15 protein-coding genes and 2 pseudogenes are annotated in these 17,850 nt (G+C 55.4%); 8 read left to right on the top strand and 9 right to left on the bottom strand.

Going from position 1 to position 17,850, the window contains the following annotated elements; translation table 11 throughout:
• Positions 1–48: 48 nt before the first annotated feature.
• Positions 49–1,293, bottom strand: a complete 1,245-nt coding sequence (locus DSM25558_RS16365) for an ABC transporter substrate-binding protein (protein WP_083716525.1) — start codon at positions 1,291–1,293, stop codon at positions 49–51.
• A 36-nt stretch (positions 1,294–1,329) separates the two neighbouring features.
• Entirely contained in the window at positions 1,330–3,723 is a 2,394-nt protein-coding gene (locus DSM25558_RS16360; RefSeq protein ID WP_077105759.1) for a beta-glucosidase family protein, read from the bottom strand.
• Between the two features lie 240 nt (positions 3,724–3,963).
• On the opposite strand from DSM25558_RS16360, the gene DSM25558_RS16355 reads away from it, so the two are divergent.
• Together DSM25558_RS16355 and DSM25558_RS16350 are read left to right on the top strand one after the other, a co-directional pair.
• Positions 3,964–5,001, top strand: a complete 1,038-nt coding sequence (locus tag DSM25558_RS16355) for an AraC family transcriptional regulator (RefSeq protein ID WP_077105758.1) — start codon at positions 3,964–3,966, stop codon at positions 4,999–5,001.
• A 380-nt stretch (positions 5,002–5,381) separates the two neighbouring features.
• Positions 5,382–6,242 (top strand): annotated as a pseudogene (locus tag DSM25558_RS16350) (site-specific integrase).
• Here DSM25558_RS16350 and DSM25558_RS16345 read toward each other — a convergent pair.
• Positions 6,131–6,748 (bottom strand): IS110 family transposase, encoded by a 618-nt coding sequence (locus DSM25558_RS16345; RefSeq protein ID WP_256387075.1) that lies wholly within the window; start codon positions 6,746–6,748, stop codon positions 6,131–6,133. The pseudogene DSM25558_RS16350 and the gene DSM25558_RS16345 sit on opposite strands and share 112 nt — an antisense overlap.
• 64 nt (positions 6,749–6,812) lie before the next feature.
• On the opposite strand from DSM25558_RS16345, the gene DSM25558_RS27835 reads away from it, so the two are divergent.
• From DSM25558_RS27835 to DSM25558_RS16330, 3 genes and pseudogenes are all read left to right on the top strand, one after another.
• Entirely contained in the window at positions 6,813–7,355 is a 543-nt protein-coding gene (locus tag DSM25558_RS27835; RefSeq protein WP_083716523.1) for an oxidoreductase, read from the top strand.
• Between the two features lie 132 nt (positions 7,356–7,487).
• Positions 7,488–8,271: pseudogene (locus tag DSM25558_RS16335) on the top strand (IS110 family transposase); the annotation flags it as partial.
• A gap of 191 nt (positions 8,272–8,462) precedes the next feature.
• A complete protein-coding gene (locus tag DSM25558_RS16330) occupies positions 8,463–8,840 on the top strand; it encodes an alpha/beta fold hydrolase (protein ID WP_077105756.1) in 378 nt (125 codons plus the stop codon).
• Between the two features lie 597 nt (positions 8,841–9,437).
• On the opposite strand, the gene repC is transcribed toward DSM25558_RS16330, so the two are convergent.
• The 6 genes from repC to DSM25558_RS16300 form a co-directional block, all read right to left on the bottom strand.
• Entirely contained in the window at positions 9,438–10,652 is a 1,215-nt protein-coding gene (gene repC, locus DSM25558_RS16325) for a plasmid replication protein RepC (RefSeq protein WP_077105755.1), read from the bottom strand.
• A gap of 162 nt (positions 10,653–10,814) precedes the next feature.
• Positions 10,815–11,786 (bottom strand): plasmid partitioning protein RepB, encoded by a 972-nt coding sequence (repB, locus tag DSM25558_RS16320; protein WP_077105754.1) that lies wholly within the window; start codon positions 11,784–11,786, stop codon positions 10,815–10,817.
• A gap of 105 nt (positions 11,787–11,891) precedes the next feature.
• Positions 11,892–13,088 carry a plasmid partitioning protein RepA gene (gene repA / locus DSM25558_RS16315; protein WP_077105782.1) on the bottom strand — a complete coding sequence of 399 codons (1,197 nt, stop codon included), beginning with the start codon at positions 13,086–13,088 and terminating at the stop codon, positions 11,892–11,894.
• Between the two features lie 355 nt (positions 13,089–13,443).
• Positions 13,444–13,893 carry a hypothetical protein gene (locus DSM25558_RS16310; RefSeq protein ID WP_077105753.1) on the bottom strand — a complete coding sequence of 150 codons (450 nt, stop codon included), beginning with the start codon at positions 13,891–13,893 and terminating at the stop codon, positions 13,444–13,446.
• A 77-nt stretch (positions 13,894–13,970) separates the two neighbouring features.
• Positions 13,971–14,639, bottom strand: a complete 669-nt coding sequence (locus DSM25558_RS16305; protein ID WP_077105752.1) for an acyl-homoserine-lactone synthase — start codon at positions 14,637–14,639, stop codon at positions 13,971–13,973.
• Between the two features lie 79 nt (positions 14,640–14,718).
• Positions 14,719–15,441: a helix-turn-helix transcriptional regulator gene (locus DSM25558_RS16300; protein WP_077105751.1), complete on the bottom strand. Its 723-nt coding sequence runs from the start codon at positions 15,439–15,441 to the stop codon at positions 14,719–14,721.
• A 766-nt stretch (positions 15,442–16,207) separates the two neighbouring features.
• Between DSM25558_RS16300 and trbB the strand changes: the two genes are divergently transcribed.
• Genes trbB through DSM25558_RS16280 form a run of 3 tightly spaced genes read left to right on the top strand, consistent with a single transcriptional unit; the run spans position 16,208 to position 17,847 of the window.
• Entirely contained in the window at positions 16,208–17,200 is a 993-nt protein-coding gene (gene trbB, locus DSM25558_RS16290; RefSeq protein WP_077105781.1) for a P-type conjugative transfer ATPase TrbB, read from the top strand.
• Complete coding sequence (locus DSM25558_RS16285) at positions 17,190–17,555, top strand: TrbC/VirB2 family protein (RefSeq protein WP_077105749.1); 366 nt, start codon at positions 17,190–17,192, stop codon at positions 17,553–17,555. Before trbB ends, DSM25558_RS16285 begins: the two co-directional genes overlap by 11 nt.
• Positions 17,548–17,847, top strand: a complete 300-nt coding sequence (locus DSM25558_RS16280) for a conjugal transfer protein TrbD (protein ID WP_077105748.1) — start codon at positions 17,548–17,550, stop codon at positions 17,845–17,847. The genes DSM25558_RS16285 and DSM25558_RS16280 overlap by 8 nt, the downstream gene beginning before the upstream one ends.
• Positions 17,848–17,850 lie beyond the last annotated feature (3 nt).

Raw genomic sequence — 17,850 nt, 5'->3', positions numbered from 1 at the left:
CGCCGGTCCGGCGCGGGGGAAGAGTCAGATTACATCCATCGTTGACGTTTATTTGTCGTTTGCAACGATCTCGCCGAAGCGGGTGGCGGCGTCTTCAGGTTTCATGTCCCGATTGTCCCAGAACTCGGTCACAAGATCCCGGATGTCGCCGACGCCGCTCGCGGTGAACGACATGTCCGAACTTGGCAGCAGCGCCTTGGGATTGCCGAGCTGCTCGACGACCTTCTGCGAGCATCCGTCGAAGCCCTTCATATCGACATTCAACACAGGCGGAACGGCGCCTTTGGCCAAATTAAATGCGATCTGGACTTCCGGGGCAATGATGACACCGGCCAGCTTGTCTCGGGCCTTGACGTCCACATTCTCGCCTTTTGGAAAGACGATCGCATCGACGCTGACTTCGAGCGCGCCATTGGCCCCGGGCGAAATGGCGCAACCGTAGTCGACATCGGCCTTCTTTCCAGCGGCCAAGAACTCGCCCTTGGCCCAGTCTCCCATGATCTGCATTCCTGCCTTGTCGGCGATCACGAGCCCGGTCGCGTCATTCCAGTTACGGTTGGCAACGCCTTCATCGACATAGTCCCGCAGCCGCCCGAATGTCTGGAAAGCTTTAATCATGGTCTCGCCGGACGCTGCCTCGGCATTGTGTTCGGAATAGACGATGCGATAGAAATCCGGCCCGCCCTGACCGATCAGGATCGTGCGGAAAACCAATGCCTCCTGCCAAGCCTGGCCGCCGAAAGCGAGCGGCAAGTAGCCCTTCGCCTTGATCGCGTCGGCGACCGTGAAAAATTCGTCCCAGGTTGCGGGAGGCTTCACGCCGACCTCATCGAAGATCTTCTTGGAATACCAGAGCCAGTTGCTCGTTCCAAGGTCGACGGGCAGGGCGTAGAGCTCGTTATCGACGCTGACGCGCTCGCCAAGAAGTGGTGGAAACAGCTTCGGCCACTGGTCTTTCAGCGACGGCAAATCGCCGATGGGCGCCAGCAGACCTTGCGTGGCCAGATCCTTGACCTCGCCCAGCGAAACGACAGCAGCCCCCGGTGCTTCTCCGCCGGCAACCCTGGTGAGAAGCGAGGCTCGCTGTGCCTCCGACCCGGTCACGGCGCTGTCCTTCCATGTCCCTCCACGCTTCTGATAGGCATCAGCAATGGTTTTCAGTGCTGTAGCTTCGCCACCCGATGTCCAGTAGTGCAGAACGTCGATGGTTTGCGCCATGGATGACGTCGTTCCCAGCATCGTGGCAAGGTAAAGGCCTCCGATGCGAAGGCAGGATTTATAAGATTTACGCATGGTCGATTCCCCTTTTATGATTGAGTTCTTCGTCCGTCAGTTGTGCGGTTGCCCACGCATGGACCCCCGCGGCTTCGCCACCCTGGTCCAGCCATTGGTGGTATTGATGTCCTCCAAAACTTCCTGCAGCGCGGTTTCCGAGATTGCATCTCCGGCAAACCATGAAATGGAATTGTAAATCCCGTGGAAGGACGTCTCACAGAAGGTCAGCAGTTTGTCGGCCGTTTCGCGATCGAGAGACAGCCTGTCCAGGAAGAAGGACACCAGCTTCTGGTGAGCGACGGGATCGGCTAGAAACAGGTATGGCTGGGTATCCATAGTGAAATGGAGCGAGCGGTAGGTAGGCTCGATCCTGATTCCATGACTGAGACGGATATCGCGCGACGATGCGCCGACGTCAAAATGAATCATACCGCTGTCGAGAACCCAGGCTCGTTGTGCCGTATCGTAGTACCGCAAGTCGGACGCATCGATCTCGAACTCGACGCGACGGCTTTCTCCAGGCTCCAGCGCAACCTTGCCGAACGCTTTCAGTTCGCGCAATGCACGCGGTGCCCTTCCGGATTCCGGCCGGATATAAACCTGGCAGATTTCCTTTCCGAACCGCGAGCCCGTATTGGTCAGGTCGAACGCGAGCCTGACGCACTCTCCATCAGACACTGTATCCTGGTCGATCGTCAGATCGGAATAGGCAAACTGCGTATAGCTCAGGCCGAAGCCAAAGGGGAAAAGTGGCTCGATGTCACGCTTGTCGTAGTACCGATAGCCGACATAGATGCCCTCGCCATAGTGATGGTGATTGTTGTCCCCCGGATAGTGAAGATAGCCGGGTGTATCGCTCAGGCGCTTAGGGAATGTGACGGTCAGCTTCCCGGACGGATTATGGTCGCCGAAGAGGATGTCCGCCACGGCCTGGCCCACGCCCTGCCCACCGAAAAAGGTGGCGAGAACCGCAGACACTTCACCGATCCACGGCATTTCTACCGCATCCGGAGACGCCAGCACGACGATAGTCCGGGGATTGGCCTTTGCCACAGCGGCAATCAGTGCATCCTGTCCAAGATCGAGATGGAGATCGCGACGATCTGATCCTTCTCCGTCGTAGCCGTAGCTGGTGTTTGCAAACACGATAACCACATCAGCCTGCTCCGCTCCTTGAACCGCAGATTGATGCTGCGCCGCTGCGCTTTCGCCCGAGGCACCGTCGAAAGCATGGAAGGAAACGTCGACGCTGTCGCCAGCGCGTCTCCGGATGGCATCGAGAGGTGCGTCGATGAAGAACGGACGCGTGGTTGCACATCCCGAGCCCTGGATAACCGGCTGGATTGCGGCGTCGCCGATAATAGCGATCCGCTTGACGTCAACCATCGGCAAAAGGCCATCGGCGTTCTTCAAAAGCACCGCCGACTCGGCCGCCATTTGACGGGCCAGTGCGTGGTGATGTTCGAAGTCGGCCGAAACAGTTCTGTTCTCACCGGCTTTCAGTCTACGCACCAGTTCCAGCACCCGCAGGCACGCGCGATCGGTGACATCCAGCGGCAAGCGTCCAGCCTCAATTCCCCTGAGAATCTGTCTTTTGCGCGCCGCCCGCTCGGGCATATCGAGGTCGTTGCCAGCCAAAAGCGCAGCGACCGAATCCTTGATCCCGTTCCAGTCTGACATCACGAGGCCTCGATAGCCCCACTCCTCGCGAAGAACGGTGCTCAGTAGCCATTCGTTTTCCGACGCATGGACGCCGTTGACGCGATTGTAGGAGGTCATGACCGTCCAAGGATCACCCTTGCGAATGGCTCGTTCAAAACCCGAAAGGTAAATCTCGCGCAACGCGCGCTCGTCCACGTCGGAACTCATCGTAGTGCGCTGAACCTCGGAATTGTTGCAGGCGAAATGCTTGAGCGATGCGCCGACCCCATTGTCCTGCAGGCCGCGAATGACGGCAGCGGCGATGTCGCCGGAGATGACCGGGTCCTCGGCATAATATTCGTAGCTGCGTCCGGCCAGGGGCGTCCTGCGGATGTTGATGCCCGGCCCCAGCAGGAGGTTGACACCGAATGTCTGGCACTCCGCCGCAAGCGCCGAACCGAGCGAGTAGGCGAGATCGACATCCCATGAGCAAGCAAAGGCCGAACCGTTGGGAAAGCATGTCGCCGGGCGCGTCGTGCCGAATTCGCCTTCGACATCCCGGTCTGCCTTCTGGTTGACGACAGCGAGAAATTGCTCGAGATTCCTGCGCTCGTCATTCTCGCCTTCGATCTGCTCGATCGAGTAACGCACGCCATAGGTACCGTCCGTCATGAGAACCTGGGGAATGTTCAGGCGATAGTTTGCCGACGTTCTCCAGAGCCCGCTCCCGCTCAGAGTGGCAACCTTTTCCTCTGCAGTCATCTGTCCGACGAGTGCATGAAGTTTGTCGTCAGATTCATTCCACACTGCCAGTATTCCTCCAAATCAATGCCTTCAGTACATCGATTATTGACTTTCGATGCGCGGCACGCTCACATGGCCGTCTGCGGCCTAATCTTCTGAAGAGCATGCCAAGCTCCCATCACAGCACTCTAGCGCCTGTTGGAGCGCGGAAATAGATGCATTCCTTGTCGGAATTCACATCTGTTTTTGATATTTATCCGGATATGTGACCTGATACACTGAGATCGGAAACGGGAGGCCAAAATGGGTATTGAAGCTTGGCGAGGAACAGATAGCGATCCGGTGACGAGCCACGGGTTCCGTCAACCGATCCTCAATCAGATTTCTCGAACGCGCTCGTTCTTGCACAGTGCGATGGATATTCCGTTCCACTGGCACCGGGAGATGGAAATCCTGTTTGTCTTACGGGGGAGTGTACAGATCGTTCTCGAAGGGCAAATTTGCCACCTTGAAACAGATGATGTGATGATCATCAATGCTAACGTACCGCATAATTCCTTGTCCATAGCGCCGGACACTCTCATCTGCGGGCTGCATATCGACACGGCGCACTACCAGTCGATGGGTATCGCTGAATTCGCCAACCGGGCTTATAAATGCAAAAGCTTCCTACACGACAAATCGTTTCAAGAAAAACTGCGTCCGGTGAAGGCCTTTATGGCTCGCATTCTGCTTGATGACAGGAAGAATCCAAACAATTCGGCGATACAATTTTCGATGGTGATTGCGCTCTGTAGCTACATAGCCGCCACCTTTTCCTTCGATGCAAGACCGAGCCACTCGTCGGGAGCCGACAGGTCAGGACCTCTCCGCATTCGACGGATCATGGAAGCGATCGGCATGGGAGAGGATGTTGCGTCGTTGACGGATTTGGCCCGGAAGGAAGGGATCACACTCAGCCATCTGTCCCGCCTCTTCAAGAAACAGACCGGCATGCACTTTCGCGATTATCTACAAAATACGCGACTCGATCATGTCGCTTGGGATATTCTACACAGGAAGGGTCCCATTGCCGACATCATGCGCGAGCGCAATATCGGCAATCCGGCGCAGTTCTATCACAGATTCAAGGATCGCTTCGGCTGCAGCCCAGCAACTTTTCGCCGCACCATCCCGCTTGCACCCACGGGAGGGCTGGCCATATTGGACATCAAGGACGAGGCGATGGGGCTTTTAACTAGGCATCTGCAGGACATCGCGCCGGGCATCAATCAAACAGTGTCACCAAACCCCAGATTCAACCAAACGCATTTGGACGTTGTAACATTTCATCAGTTTTGAGGCTTAATTTTAATGGTGATTACCCGATAGGCGGTTAGCTAGAACTTGGCCGATAGAGGCCGATAAAGAATGAAACTGAACGCCTGCATTGGTCAATTCGTCTCGATCTCGTTGGTTTTCACTCCGCCCAGGTCGGTGAACGAGGCGATGCCCTCTTTGATTTCATTATCGGGGGACCCTGAGCGCTGTTTTCGGGAATACGATTCGAGGTCGGGCTTCAGTCTAGGCGGTGTGGACGGATTGCCGCATGTTTGATTTCTGCGATTCCCTCCAGATTGAACTAAGCCGCTGATCGCGGCGATTGGTGGCGGGCTTTGACGAGAGCGCCCTGACTGAAAGGATGGTTGTGTTGCAACCCACCCTTCAGACAGGAGGCCCCGATGGCTGAGATAAGCCCTCTTCGCCGCCGGATGATTGAGGACATGACGATCCGCAATTTGTCCCCGGCGACCCAAAGATCCTACATCAGTGCAGTCCGGAAGTTCAGCCGCTATTTCTCTCGATCACCTGATCTTCTTAATCTCGACGACATTCGCACATTCTAGGTTCACCTTATCTCGACGGGGATATCGTGGGCATCCTTAAATCAGATCGTGTGTGCTCTCCGATTTTTCTATGGCATTACCTTGGGCCAAGACGATGTCCCTGAGCGGATTCCGTATGCGCGCGAACCCCGCAAGATCCCTGTTATTCTGTCGGCGGACGAGGTGGCTCAATTTCTTGAGGCCGTCTCCAGTCTTGAGGCTCGTGTAGCGCTGACCACAGCTTATGCCGCTGGCCTTAGGGTCGGCGAGGTCTGTGGTCTGAAGATCGAGGATATCGACAGTTCCCGGATGGTGGTCCATGTTCGTCATGGCAAAGGCACCAAAGCCCGATACGTCATGCTGTCAAACGAGCTGCTGGGCATTTTACGCAGTTATTGGCGTCTATCGCGACCCACCGGGTTCCTTTTTCCAGGGCGCGATGCCGACAGGCCGATCGAACCGACCTTTTTGAACGCCGCCTGTCGCTCAGCGGTTGCCGCTACTGGCCTTTCAAAGCGGGTCACCGTCCATACGTTGCGGCATTCCTTTGCCACGCATCTGCTAGAGAATGGCACCGATATCCGGATCATCCAGGTCTTACTAAGTCATGCAAAACGCCAGTCCTTCACCGCATCTTCGATCGCCAGATCCAGCGTGCTGATACGCTCCTTAATCTGGCGAATGGCGCGTTTCAGTTCCTCAAAGGCCAATTGCTGATGTGGACAGCGGAATTTGCGGAATTCGTTGATCCATCGCCAGTGGATCTTTGTCCAATAGGTTGGCCGATCATAGCGAAGACCATGCCGAAGCAGGAAGCTCAGGAGTTGCTGCTTTGCAATCTTTAGCGCCTCCAGAGCCTGCTTGCGGGTGCGGATCAGATCCCGCATAGCTTCCTGTGCCTCATCGGGCGTCCAGATCGGTTTCAGTTCGCCGGCTCGCCATAGCCGCGCCAGCATTTCCGCATCGCGCCGATCGGTCTTGATCCGGTCCCCGGAGCGACGTGGGATTATGGCCGGTGAAACAACGGCGCAATCAAACCCCAGCTTTGTGAGCAAGCGATGCAGGCCGTAGCCACAGGGGCCGGCTTCATAGCAGACAACTGCCCTGGCACCGGGTGCTGCCAGCCGCTTCGTCAGGCGCAGTACAGAATCGGCGGTGTTTTCAATGACGCCTTGGAAGCGAACTTCCCCGTTTCTGCCTTCCTCAGTGGTGGCAACTGCAATAGTATCAGCAATCGGGACGGCATGGTTCCGGCTCCGCTGACATAGGGCCGCTTCTCAATTCCCCATAACAGCGTCAAACAACCCGCGTCAGAACGGCTATCTTATCGACCAGTTTCTAAAGCAGCATACCAACCGCCGTACCGACCGATGGGGCGGAAGCGGTGAGAACCGAGCGCGCTTTCTGCTCGACGTCTTCGACGCCTGCGCTTATGAGATCGGCGCGGACCGGATCGGCGTTCGCCTCTCACCTGCTGACTATATGTCCGAAATGCTTCACACAGAAGGCGATCAGGACACGCTGGTGTTCGCTTTGGGTCAACTCGAAAAACGACGAGCAGCCTATGTTCATGTCGGCATCGAAGAAGATGTCGTCTATGACTATCTCAGGGAAACCGCAAAGCAGTTCCTCCGTCGTCACTACGGCGGCATCCTGATCGGCAACGGAAGCTATACACCCGAGCTTGCGGCGGATGCTATAAGCCGCGGCGAAGCAGAGTTGTTTTCTTTCGGTCGTTGTTATCTTGCCAATGCTGATCTGGTTTCTAGGCTTAAACAGGGTTTACCGTTGGCGCAGTATTCGAGATCAATCTACGATTCTATGGAGTAGTCGCCGTAGCGGATCGAGTCCCTTTAGACGGCCCAGTCGGCCCGAAGCTGATGAGGTGGAACGGCCCTTCTCAAACGGCATCAAGTGCCTAACGTCGTGGTGTTGAAACGCCACAAAGAGGAAGGACGTTCCATGGAGAAGATTACCACAGTCGGGCTCGATCTGGCCAAATCCGTTTTTCAGGTTCATGGCATCGCCGAAGAAGGAGCCGTGATCGTACGTCGCGCACTGCGTCGATCGCAGGTGTTGGACTTCTTTCGCAAGTTGCAGCCTTGCCTCGTAGGGATGGAAGCTTGTGGCAGCGCGCATTATTGGGCTTGGGAAATTCAGGCCTTGAGGCATACGGTTCGGTTGATGCCACCCGCATACGTGAAGGCCTACCTCAAACGCAACAAAACTGACGCCGCAGACGCCGAAGCTATTTGCGAAGCCGTCACCCGCCCGACCATGCGCCACGTGCCGGCAAAAACACAGGACGAGCAGGCGGCCGGAATGGTGCTCAAAGCACGAGATTTGCTCATCCGTCAGCGCACTCAATCAATCAATGCTTTGAGAGCTCATCTTGCCGAACTGGGCATTGTCAGGGCGACTGGTCTGGTCGGAATAATTAGCCTCGCCGCCATTGTGCGCGATGAGAGTGACCTGAGATTGCCGGGTGAAGCCCGAATGGCTTTGGAAGAACTCGTCGAGCAAATCGAGACCGTGACGGCACGCATTGAAAGGCTCGATCGAAAAATCCTCGAAACGGTGAGAAAAGACGACAGCGCTCGACGCCTGACAGCGATTCCCGGTGTGGGGCCGATCATTGCCGCGACCATTCGAGCAGTTGTACAGGATCCCGCTGGCTTCCGAACCGGTCGCGATTTCGCTGCCTGGATTGGGTTCTCCACGCGCGCATTCCAGCGGAGGAAAAGAACGGATAGCGGCTTGCGGGTGTCACGTAACGCGAGCTTCAGATTGTGGCCACAGAGATTGTCCTTCGGCAACACGCTCAGGACGAAAATCTGAAGGTGAAGAGGGAGCATTCATGATGAGTGAAAAACGATAGAGACATCCCATGGACGGATCGCAGTCGTCGACACAACCGGCAGTGAAATCCCCCTCCTCATGATCCACGCCAATTCCGTCTGCAAGGGAACATTCCATTTCCAGATCGAGGCGCTGGCCGGAGAACGCCGGGTCATCGCCGTCGACCTACCGGGCCATGGTCAATCCTCCGACGCCATTGATCCGCTGCGCACGTACAATTTCAACGGATACGCCAGTGCCATCTGCGAAGTGATTGGAGCACTAGGCCTCGATCGTTTCGCCATACTCGGCCACTCTCTCGCCGGCCACGTCGCCCTGGAACTTGTGAGGCTCCTGCCGGAAAATGCCGCGGGGACGATGATCTTTAGCACACCGCCAATCCCTCTGGCCCCGAAGGTGCAGCGCTCGGCTTCCTTCCCAAGCCAGAATTCGCCTACACAGGGAAACAGATCCTGAGTGAAAAAGAAATCGACATGGTCGTCACGCTCGCGCTCGGATTCGATGCCGTCCACGATGCGTTTTGGAAAACCGCTGTCAGACGAACAGACGCGAACGCGTGTAAGCGACCCAATCTGAAACCTTTTGAACACCCCCTTGACGCTCCACCCGGTTCTGCATTCCTATAATGACACTGATTGGGTGCCCATTTCCACGTTCCGAGCGAAAGTTGCCAGCCGGAAACTTTAACGTAGTGGAACAATATTACTATGATATCAGACACTTAGTAGATCTGACCGGTGATAAGAAAGAGACCATGCTGCTACTCGGATTGAGCGGCGCGCCGTTGTCTCAACGTAGGGATCACCGGTTACGTTGGTAAAACCGTATGATCGCGGACGATTGCCGCCGAGACTTAGGCAACGTCGTTGCGGAGGTTCGCAAGGTTGCCAGTGGATCGAGCGCGATGTCTGCCGAGACAAAGCCGCCCGCTGTAGCTGATCATCGGTGGAAGAGCAGGAAGAAATAAATGGCGCTCGGCATCTCGCGTAAGTGTACGACATCTAAATGTCAGAAATTCAGCATGCCTCAAGGGTCTAATTTTTCAACAGACCTTCAGGCCGACCTTTTTCCAGCTTCCCCGTTCAACCGTAGCAGCGCCATCACCATCGGCCCGAGCGAAAACTCCCCACGCGCCGCTCGGTTGGTGAGATCACGCAGATATCCACCGGCGGAGTTGATATGCCCTGCCCTCTCCAGGATACAGGCAATCGCAACCGCTGCATTTTCAGGCCCCATGGTTTCGCAGGCCTCCTGATAGGCCGACGGGCTTACACCCAGCATCGATCTCACTACGACGGCGGCCGACATAAGATCGCGCCAACCACCCACAGAGCCAGCCGGACCATAGTCGATAATCTGTGGGCATGCCTTCAGCACAACACCGAGAGGAAAGGCCTTCAGCGTCTCAGTGTCAGGCCCGCGTCTTTTGCTCGGCTTTTCGCCCTGCTCTTTTTCAGAGCTAGGTTCAAATTCACTAAAGGATTCGGATTTTGAATTCTGTATGTGCTGCTCAATATGAGCATCATTGGTGCTATCAAATTCTGAATTTAACTGCGTATCCAACAGATTAAGGATTTCCTCGCGCAGAAGCTCGAGTTCATCGAGGATACTGGCGACGTCAGCGATGGTCGGAGAGCGTGGAATGCGGGCTACGAGGTCGATGTACATAGCCTCGATCGCCATCCAGTCACCGTCAGCCCCCTCCTCTATCGCCGCAGTGATGAGCTTGCGGACATCCCGGCGGCAGATTGTCAGGTTTTCTTTTGCCTTGCGGAATGCGGAACGAGCAGCGACGACCTTTTGCGCGATGACAGCAAGCTCTTCAGACCGGGCAAGGATTGGCGAAAGGTCGAATCCAAACGCATGCTCGATCTCGCCGGAACCGTTCTTCCTCGCGTAGCGCTTGCCGTTGGCACTATCCTTGCGAACGATGAGACCAGCATCGACCAGAAGCGCGAGATGCCGACGCAGCGTGGCGCCTGCCATGCCGTGGGCTCGAAGGATCAGCTGAGCGTTTGACGGAAACACGACGAGCTGCGCGTCCTGGCGCAATTCGTTTTCCGGATAGAAGCTCAGAAGAGCGTCGAGCACAGCCAGGCTGTTCGACTGCAAGCCGAGCTCTTCTCTCGCTTCCGAGGCATCACGGAAGACTTTCCATTTTTCGACCGTTTTCCCGGCCTTGATATCGTTTGTGGCCACTTGCCGCTTCACCAAGGCGAGCGTCATTGGCCGCCGCCCAAAGGGCGTCGTTACATGTCTAGTCTCCATCTCTCTCACCTTCCAAAAGGCAAAGAAAAGGCTACGCCGGGACGGCGTTGACTCTTGACTAGGATTCCGGGAAATGCGATTCTCTAAGCGACCAAACTGAGAGAGGCCTTCTGGAACATCGTTTCGGAGGGCTTTTTCTTTGCGCTATCGTTCCTTTCCTGGTTATGTTTTGCCTTGCTGCTTCGACTTTTTGAACGAAGCGTAGATTTCTGGAAGCGCCGACATCAGGTAATCCGCAAATTCCGGAGCGGCCTTTTTGTCGATCATCAAAGTCAGGGTACGCTTGTCATGCTTGTAACGAGCGGCCTTCGTGCCATCTTCAGCCTTCCAAACTTCCGGCTCCGTTTTTACTGCCTTTGTCTTTTTGGGGTTGACAGCTTCGAATACTCGAGCGAAACGCTCGTCGGAATTCAAGCCTTTCACCGCATCGTCATTGAGCAACGCACGGGCAGTCTCAGAAGCTCCATCTTGGCTCAGGCGGCCTGACAATTCGTACCAGCGGTCCCGGCCAGTTTTAGGGGCAGCACCTATCAAGCGGATGATATCTGCTGGAAGTTGCTTAGCAGCTTGGATCAGGCGCGAAAGATTGCTTTTATCCACTGCAAGAGCCGCCATTATGATTGGCCGCTGAAACCCGCTGGCTTCAAGCTCCGCGGCGTATAATGCGCGCTCGATGAATGAAAGATCCTGCCGAGCGCTGTTCTCTTGCCCTTGCGCCAGAACCAACTCGTCATCCGACAAAGCGCGAACTGCGGCCTTCACTTGGACGCCGACAGCCTTCACGGCTCTCAGGCGTCGGCGGCCGTAGGCAATCTGGTAGCGACCTTCAACAGATGGGTGAGGGCGCACAAGGATTGGGACCTGCTGACCATGCTCTTTTATGTTATGAGCGAACTCTTCGAACTGCTCAGGAGATTCTTCCAAACGGTCTGCCACGAGCGGTGCGTCAATGAGATCCGGATCGAGTTCCATGAGCGACTGAGACTTCAAAAGCTCAATGGAACGCGAGACAGCGCCGATCGCACCACGTGGTGAATACTGCGGAGTGGCAGCATCTGCTGCGGCAGAGAGTTCGAAGTTTCCGGTTGGCAACTTAGGTCCAGCCAGATCGGATAACAGGTGTTTTCTAGCCATTTGCAGCCCCCCCCGCCATTGTCGAAGTTGCCAACCTAAAATGTGCGGCTTCTCGAAAGTTTCCGGCTGGCAACTCGTGCGTCATTATGTGAAATGCAAACACCCTCATTTACGCCCCCATGCGTCTTCAATGAGCTGCGCAATTTCAGTATTCACGTTGTCGAGCGACTCCATCGCGCGGTCGTAGGTGGCGCGCGTAAATTGGTCGCGGCTGACCTCATAGAGCGTCTGCTTGGTAATCCCAGCGTCGGAAATAGCCGTGCTTTTCAACATTGGATGATTTAGGACGTGGTCACCGAACATCGTCCTCATAAACGACACCATCTGGTTCTGAGGACCATCACCAGGTTCGTAGCGAGTGACTAGGTACCGCATCCAATCGTAATTCATGCTCCCGCCTGCATCGGCGACGACGCTTAGCAATTCCGACGTCATCAAAAGAAACTGACACATCGACATGACATCCAGCATCTGCGGATGCACGGTAACCAAAACCGCCGTCGCTGCACAGAGAGCCGAAATCGTGAGAAAACCCAGTTGGGGAGGGCAGTCAACAACAACAACGTCGTAGTCGTCAGCGACTGAGGCGATTGCATCATCCATCCTAGTAAAGAAAATGTTTTTTCGATCATTTGACCCAAGTACCTTCGCGGTATCGTGCTCGAACTCCATCAGTTCAAGATTACCGGGCACCAGATCCAAATTTGTAAAATACGTCTTCTTGATAACGTCCTTCATAGGTCGACGTTCTTCGTCGTACCGAATAGCCCCGTAGAGCGTCTCGTTGTCCTTAACGTCAAATTCGGGCTGGAACCCGTGAAGGGCTGACATACTCGCCTGCGGATCCAGGTCGATTGCCAATACGCGATAGCCGTTCAAAGCCAAATATTGCGCCAAGTGAGCCGCTGTCGTCGTTTTGCCGCTGCCACCTTTAAAATTGACTGCCGTTATAACCTGAAGATGCTCAGTTCCGGTTCGGCGTGGCGAGTAACGGCGGTCACCCTTACCGTTCTCATCCAAATATTCGCGCAAGGCCTGCACGGTTTCGACGGAGTAAGACCGGCGATTGTTGTTTCCAATCTCGGGCTGGGGGCCCTTGCCTTCGATTGAAAGATGCCGGAGATAACCATCATTCACCCCGATGAGCTTTGCTGCCTCAGTGGAGGAAAAGGACCTGAGCGTCTTGCGTGCTTCCGGCGGGTAGAGTTTAACGCGATGCTCGTGCAACGCCCCGGAGAGATCTCGCGCGTGGGCCGCGATCAGTTTATGAATAGCTTTTTGAAGCTGGGCGGTATTTTCCACATCGTCCTCTCGTACACACGGCAAATTGCGTAAACACGCCTTATCGCCGTCGATAGGACATCCAATCTCGAATTTTTGCAAGATGTTTAAGGTTAACAAAATCTTAATCCGATATGTTTCGTGCCAGCCGCCTTCAACTGTCGTTAGATTCCAGTGAGTTACGATGTAACTGGAAGCGGTTAATCGCCCCTTTTTTCTGTGACTCAACCGCGACCGTAGAAGCAGCGCTGGTGAATTAATTCCACGTCGCACTGCAGTTGCTAGAATCACATCGCCTATTTCGGTCATCAAAGATTCTTCCCGCAAGCCATTGAACACGCCCTCTCCGCATTGCCATGCTCGCAACCGCGGCGTTTCAGTCGTTGCGCCAACTGTGACAACCGCTTTCAAGTAAGGATGAACGATGTGCGTCAACCCGCGTGCCAAGCTGTGCAAAAAAGCCACCTCGGTTCCCCCGGATCGCCTTTCGCGTGTACTCGATCAAAGCGTGGTCCGCATCAATGTGAAACTCCCTCGCTATCGAGTTCCGCGCGCGCGCAAGTGTCATCTTCACAAGACCAAGCGATTCCAGATAACGGACGTGGGGAGCAATCGCATTTTCCGTCAAGCCCGTTTCGCGGGCTAGCACCTGTCGAGTGACAGTTTCGTCGAACGCGCGCAGGCGAAGAATAACCGTGAACAGCCCTATACACTTCAGGGACTTTCCAGGTGTATCAGTTTTTGCGCGGCCGTATAAAATCAGGTCGAATGCTTTCTGCAGTTCGCTCATGGCGCAGGCATCTGTTCTTTTAACAGCTGTATCCATTTAATCGCGTGGCTCCATCATCTCTACAGGACCTGCCCCTCCTACGAGAGGGGAGGGGAAGTTTCAAAGGGTCGGAGCTATACCGCCGAGAATACCGAGACATCGAAAGCGGGAGCCTTCGCCGGAACGAACGGTTCGAGCCTTCCCCGTTCGATCAGGCTGCTGCTGGAAAGATTGGCGCGTCTGCGCACGCCTTCCAAGGCCTCAACAGACACCTCGAAATACGCTGGGACACACAAAACGCCGTCAATTTCGGCAGCGTCTCCAATCACATTAACCCGCCAGCCAAAACGCTTCCACAATGGCAACCAGTAGATCTCCTGGATGCCGCCGATCTGTTCGATGCCCTGATTTAGGCAATATTCCATGACGGCCGCGCAGAACTGCGCCTTGATCAAAAGACCGGCCTTCTCGCGGAATTCCGGGATGATGAAGCCGCGGGTCCACTCGGCGACACGTTCGTGACGAAGAACGCCTGGACGGGTGCAAAGGTGAGGGAACACCTCGCTGAGAAGGTGCGGTTGCGTGGTTGGGACAAACCTGGAGCCCGCAATAATTCGCCCATCTTGAATGCCTATGAGATGAACGGCATGCTCGGTGTCGAACTGGTCGCGTTCCATTCCATCAGGCGACGTTTCACGCCATCCCTTTTCTTCCACGTAGATCTTGTGGCGAATTCGGAACAGCTCGCTCAGTTCGTTTGAATATAATGCGCTATTTGAAGAAGTAATGACATGAACCAACATCGGCGCGTCCTCTTGAGTGAAGACGCAACTTTAGATGCCTGCTGGATTCGCGAAAGATAAGGTTCCTTATCTTGACAAGCTAGATCGGATTGATAAGGCCGAGCCGAATCGCTTGCGAAACAGTTTGCGGTCTGTTCGTGACGTCCAGAATTTCTCGAATTCGGATGAGCCTCTGGGTGACGGAGCCTGCGCTCATACGGAGGATGATCGCGATTTCCGAATCCGTCTTGCCGCGACAAACCCACTGCAGAATTTCTTTCTCGCGGTCTGTCAACCGATGATCCGCCTGTTCGGCGCGTCGAAGAAGATTGTTTGCCGTCATCGCACAATATGAGGAGAGAAGATAAAGGCCGCCAATGCTCTCTTTTGCCAACCCACCCTTGTCGTCTGTTGCGAGTGAGATCACCGACTGCCAAGAATTTGGGTCAAACATTGGGAAAACGATGCCATCGCACAAGCGATACCTGTCCGCTTCCTGTTGGATCTCTTTGGTGCGCGCCGTTGCCTTCGTCTCTTCTCTCGCGGTTTTCCAGGTAAAAGGTTTCGACTGGGAAAGAGACCATCGACTGACGGGATCATCGGCGAAATAATTAAGACCCTCGAATTGGTCGCTCCATCCCGGCGGCCACCCATTTTTGACGACATAATGCTTTACGTCGGTGCCCACCGCTGGCAGCCCCGTGTAAATGTAAGAATGAAAGCCGCGTCTACCGATGACCGTCCCAAAATCCGAAAACAGATATTCGACGCTCTCTTGATTGTCGCAGCGCTCCATGAATTCGTGAATGTCCTGATTTTTCACCGCAAATTTCCTTCCTACATCGCACAACTCCCGGTGCTATTCTTACCGAAAATCTGCGCCGTTGAAAGCTTCTAACGGACATCAACTTTTTGAGATGCCCGCTCCGGTTTACTCAGTGGGTTGGAAAGCTTCCCGCATTTGTACTGGGGGTGTAACCAAGGCGTTGGAGAAGGGAACATAAAATTCCCCGCAATTCGCACATCCTGCGTTGCGCTTCCGAGAGCCGTTGGCAGGCGTCGGGTGGACAATCGCAAGTCGCCTGCCGATCGCATGCAGCCTGCAAGGCCTCAACCCTGTCCAGCTGATCGGCATACTTGTCCATGATCCGTAGCGCCTCATCTTCCATCTGGGTTTGACTCAAGCCCCGTTCTCCTCATCGAAAATCGACATACAACGTCCAACCAATGACATTCGTTCAAGTGTGCGAGATAATGCATGGCCCTCCCGTGATCCCGCCGGTGCACTAAGACCTACCGTAGAGAGCTCAATATGAGAAGATCAGCTTCCCCGATCAAATTTTATGTATCACTGGTTGTGGTTGATTTTCAGCCGCAGCATTCTGAGCCCTTGACCGCAGCAACCGTTGCCCAACGACGCAGATTTCTTATGTTACTGTTTTAAATAGATTTTCATGTATTTTTTCTTGATTGACAGCCGATTTATCGTCGTCTAATCCGGGGAATATTAGTTTTTTCCGGTTGTGCTCGTAACAGATCCCTGTGCTGTTTGGTTTTTTACAAAGGTGCAGGGCGCGAAAGGTGGATCCGTGCATCCAAGTCGTTCTGGTGAATCCGAAAGGCGGTTGATCGCCAATCTACGAGACGCCCTTGGCGATGTCATTGTTGCCGCCCTGAACGACTTGGCCGTGGTCGAGGTCATGCTCAATCCGGACGGAAAATTGTTTGTCGAGCGTATCGGAGAGGGCATCAGACCCGCCGGGGACATGGTTGCCCATGACGCAGAGGCCGTGATCGGCCGTGTGGCCCATGCGCTCAGCACCGAGATCAACCGCGAGCGACCCATCATCTCGGGCGAGCTGCCGCTTGGAGGACATCGGTTCGAAGGAATCTTGCCACCCGCTGCGCCAGCGCCAATGTTCACCATCCGCAAGCGAGCGTCGATGCTGGTAGCGCTCGATCGCTATGTGGAGGATAGGATCCTGACCACGGCGCAGGTCGCCGTCATCCGAGACGCCATTGCCCAGCGGCTGAACATCGTGGTCGCTGGTGGCACGGGGACCGGCAAGACCACGCTGACGAACGCAATTCTTAGCGAACTGGTCGATGTTACGCCCGAACATCGTTTGGTCATCCTCGAAGACACTGCCGAGATCCAGTGCGCGGCGAAGAACTACGTTGTCCTGCACACCACCGATACCGTCGATATGAACCGGCTCTTGAAGTCGACGATGCGCTTGCGGCCGGATCGCATCATCGTGGGTGAGGTTCGTGATGGCGCAGCGCTTACGCTCCTCAAAGCGTGGAACACCGGACATCCGGGCGGTATCGCAACGGTCCATGCGAACAATGCCAAAGCCGCTCTTACTCGTCTCGAGCAGCTTGTCGCGGAAGTGAGCTCCCAGCCTATGCCAGAGGTCATCGGGGAGGCCGTCGATCTGCTCGTCTCCATCGAACGCACCCCCAAAGGCCGCATCGTGCGCGAGATACTCAGGGTCGATGGGTTCCAGAACGGCACTTATCAAATCACTCCGGTTGGTAATTCCAACTCAGACAATCAGGGAAAACTCCATGTCGCGTAGATTGCTTACATTTCTCGCCCTTGTAGCCGTCTCGATGCTGATGATCGAACCGGCCCTTGCTGCCGGGGGAGGGGGCGGTCTGCCATGGGAAGGCCCGCTTCAACAGATCCAGCAATCCATTACCGGCCCCGTCGCCATGGCAATCGCACTGATCGCAGTCGCGGTCGCAGGCGGCATGCTCATCTTCGGTGGCGAGATCAACGACTTCGCCCGTCGTCTCGCTTACGTCGTTCTGGTCTGCGGTATCCTTCTTGGTGCGACGCAGGTAGTCGGCCTGTTCGGCGGGGGAGGGGCCTCGATTGGTGTTCCGCTCGAGGCAAAGCAGGGCATGACGCTGGACAGGGCGCATGGCTGAAGGGATTAGCCGCCTAGACAGGGTGCGAATTCATCGCGCTCTCTCACGTCCGGCCCTGCTGTTTGGGGCTGACCGTGAGCTGGTCCTGATGACCGGGCTGACTGCGGTCATTCTCATTTTCGTCGTCCTGACGATGGTTTCCGCCGCAGTCGGCTTTACGATCTGGGTTGTCGTCGTCGGCCTGCTGCGCATGATGGCGAGGGCAGATCCCTTTATGCGCCAGGTCTATCTCCGGCACATGAGATACCGCGCGCACTACCGGCCAACCTCCAGTCCATGGAGGAAATACTGAGCG

Origin of the sequence: Agrobacterium sp. DSM 25558 (assembly GCF_900100825.1) — a bacterium.
GTDB lineage: Bacteria > Pseudomonadota > Alphaproteobacteria > Rhizobiales > Rhizobiaceae > Agrobacterium.
The sequence above is the reverse complement of the archived record's forward strand: the minus strand, read 5'-3'. Positions and strand labels throughout refer to the sequence as shown.

Excerpts from the sequence above, each read along its gene's own strand:
- DSM25558_RS16365 (WP_083716525.1), bottom strand. The coding sequence starts at position 1,293 with ATGCGTAAATCTTATAAATCCTGCCTTCGCATCGGAGGCCTTTACCTT.
- DSM25558_RS16355 (WP_077105758.1), top strand. The coding sequence starts at position 3,964 with ATGGGTATTGAAGCTTGGCGAGGAACAGATAGCGATCCGGTGACGAGC.
- DSM25558_RS16330 (WP_077105756.1), top strand. The coding sequence starts at position 8,463 with ATGATCCACGCCAATTCCGTCTGCAAGGGAACATTCCATTTCCAGATC.
- repC (WP_077105755.1), bottom strand. The coding sequence starts at position 10,652 with ATGGAGACTAGACATGTAACGACGCCCTTTGGGCGGCGGCCAATGACG.
- repB (WP_077105754.1), bottom strand. The coding sequence starts at position 11,786 with ATGGCTAGAAAACACCTGTTATCCGATCTGGCTGGACCTAAGTTGCCA.
- DSM25558_RS16310 (WP_077105753.1), bottom strand. The coding sequence starts at position 13,893 with ATGGATACAGCTGTTAAAAGAACAGATGCCTGCGCCATGAGCGAACTG.
- DSM25558_RS16305 (WP_077105752.1), bottom strand. The coding sequence starts at position 14,639 with ATGTTGGTTCATGTCATTACTTCTTCAAATAGCGCATTATATTCAAAC.
- DSM25558_RS16285 (WP_077105749.1), top strand. The coding sequence starts at position 17,190 with ATGTCGCGTAGATTGCTTACATTTCTCGCCCTTGTAGCCGTCTCGATG.
- DSM25558_RS16280 (WP_077105748.1), top strand. The coding sequence starts at position 17,548 with ATGGCTGAAGGGATTAGCCGCCTAGACAGGGTGCGAATTCATCGCGCT.